Here is a 2,278-nt window from a genome sequence, read left to right as displayed (position 1 = left end):
AAATAAAGATGTCGAAAATATTTTTTTAGTAAAAGCGGCTGAAAAAGGTTTGCTACTTCAGTGTTCAATAGACCGTCGTGTTCCCCCTATGCTTTTAGGTGACCCAACACAATTGCGTCAAGTTTTAGTGAACTTGGTCAGTAATGCGATTAAATTTACCGAGACAGGGCATGTCCAATTAAATATACATTTTGTCTCTATGGCTGAAGGACAGGTAAGCGTTAAGTTTGAAGTGGTAGATAGTGGCATCGGTATATCTTCTGATAAGCATCAAACTATTTTTGAAAAATTTCAACAAGCAGATGGGAGCACAACACGTCAGTATGGTGGAAGTGGTTTAGGACTTGCTATCTGTCAGCGCTTGGTTTCACTTATGGGTAGTGAGCTGTTGGTACAAAGTGAAGAGGGAAAAGGAAGTCAATTTTACTTTACGGTTCAACTTGAAGAGTGCGAGCCGTTCGAGACGACTGTAACAGATGTTGAAGTATCCACGACAGCTAAGCCGCTAGCAGGGGCTAAAGTTTTATTGGTTGATGACCACATGATGAATATGAGGATAACATCAGCACAGCTATGCGGTTTTGGCGCAAATTCAATATGCTGTGAAGATGAAGAACTTGCTGCACAATTTATAGATGAATCGATAAAAAGCGGCTCCCCATTTGATTTAGTTCTGGTTGATAAGTGGATGCCGGTTATGGACGGTTTCGTGTTGGCCGCCCAATTGCGCCATCAGTTTGGTGATCAATGTCCAGTGATGATGATGATTACCGCTGGACCAGATTTGAGTGATGCACGGAAAATGCGTACCTCGGGTATTTCGGCAGTCCTTGCTCGACCATACAAAGAGTCAGAATTAAAATGGCAAGTTGAGCAAGTATTGCAAGGTAATACTTGTCAGGTACCAGCCGTACCTATGCTAAAGCCACCAATGATTACCGCTGATTTGAAGAGCTCCGACCCGAAAGATCCAGAGCAAACTTTCCCTGCAAAAGAAAAGGATAACGCGAGTAAAGGGCATGTGCTTGTTATTGAAGATACAGTCGTTAATCAAAAAGTTGCCAAAATGATGCTTGAGAAAATTGGGTTAACCGTGACAATTGCTGAAAACGGCCTACTAGGTGTCGAGCAATTTGAATCTCAAGCGTTTGATTTGATTTTAATGGATTGCCAAATGCCAGTTATGGATGGATTTGAAGCAACAAGGCGTATTCGAACTATTGAAGCGGATAGAGGTAATGGTGACACAATTCCAATTGTTGCGTTAACAGCCAATGTTTTGAAAGAAGAAAAAGATAAGTGCTTTGAAGCGGGCATGGATGATTTTCTTGCCAAGCCCGTCAATCAAAAACTATTGCGTGAGACTGTGATTAAGTATTTAAAGCAATCTCAACAAACGGCAACGCATTAATTCATTGCAACAATGTCTGACGTTGTATTCATGTTGTTGTATAAATCTACGGAAATCGTCATGGTGTTTTGTTGTGCATTTTCAGAAATATCACTGATGACATAATAATCAGACTCGTTGCTTTGCAGTGAGTCATCAACAAGACGAAGTAAGCTTGCATTGATGTTACCGACAATTTCAATTGTTTCTATGTGTGCGTATTGACCAAACTCAATTTCTACAGGTGACATTAATTCTGGAGCTGCAGCTACGGATGTGCTGGATAAGGCGAAAGCTGTTGCTATTAGGTGTTTTTTTAGCATGATTTATCTTGTTGAGTTGGTGCATGAGCTGCGAGTGTGCCGCAAGGGTTGTTATGAATTGTCAGTGCTGAGTAAAAAAACATTCCTCATAAATGAAAAGGATTATTGTCGATAAAACAACTACGTTTAGTGGTACGTAATATCAGCGTTATTCTTGTCATCAAGTGATTTAGGCTGGTATCTCTTTCTATCTGTGTTTAATGGAGGTTTTATGGGTATTTTTTCGTGGATTATATTAGGACTAATTGCTGGTGCGTTGGCTAAGTGGTTAATGCCGGGTAAAGATGGTGGTGGTATTGTCATGACAATGGTACTGGGTGTGTGTGGTGCTTTTGTTGGTGGCTGGTTAGGTTCTTTTCTTGGTTTTAGTAGTGCTAACGGTGTGAATATAGGCAGTATCATTACGGCAACGATTGGTGCATTTGTAATATTATTTCTGTATAACCGCTTTGTTAAATAGAGCGCGAAATTAAGGCGGAAATTAGCTTCTTTCTTGGTTTAAGCTATCGATTGATTGATGCAGCACGTATAAACATGCTGCATTTATATTTTAAAGCATATACTC

3 protein-coding genes are annotated in these 2,278 nt (G+C 40.1%); 2 read left to right on the top strand and 1 reads right to left on the bottom strand.

Annotated features, from left to right (window positions below; translation table 11 throughout):
- Window positions 1-1,411, top strand: a 1,411-nt coding sequence (locus tag ASV53_RS23680; protein WP_141226314.1) for a response regulator, incomplete at its 5' end; no start/stop codon positions are given.
- Here ASV53_RS23680 and ASV53_RS23675 read toward each other — a convergent pair.
- On the bottom strand, window positions 1,408-1,713 hold the full coding sequence (locus tag ASV53_RS23675) for a hypothetical protein (RefSeq protein WP_094958954.1): 306 nt from the start codon (window positions 1,711-1,713) through the stop codon (window positions 1,408-1,410). The two genes, ASV53_RS23680 and ASV53_RS23675, sit on opposite strands and share 4 nt — an antisense overlap.
- Before the next feature lie 211 nt (window positions 1,714-1,924).
- Here ASV53_RS23675 and ASV53_RS23670 point away from each other — a divergent pair, with 211 nt between their 5' ends.
- Window positions 1,925-2,173: a GlsB/YeaQ/YmgE family stress response membrane protein gene (locus ASV53_RS23670; RefSeq protein ID WP_062689426.1), complete on the top strand. Its 249-nt coding sequence runs from the start codon at window positions 1,925-1,927 to the stop codon at window positions 2,171-2,173.
- Window positions 2,174-2,278 lie beyond the last annotated feature (105 nt).

The organism is Photobacterium sanguinicancri, assembly GCF_002265265.1.
Lineage (GTDB): Bacteria > Pseudomonadota > Gammaproteobacteria > Enterobacterales > Vibrionaceae > Photobacterium > Photobacterium sanguinicancri.
Note: the sequence above shows the minus strand (reverse complement) of the source record. Positions and strands in the feature narration are given on the sequence as shown.

Bases quoted from the DNA above. Each gene is read 5' to 3' on its own strand.
- ASV53_RS23675 (WP_094958954.1), bottom strand. From the start codon at position 1,713: ATGCTAAAAAAACACCTAATAGCAACAGCTTTCGCCTTATCCAGCACA.
- ASV53_RS23670 (WP_062689426.1), top strand. From the start codon at position 1,925: ATGGGTATTTTTTCGTGGATTATATTAGGACTAATTGCTGGTGCGTTG.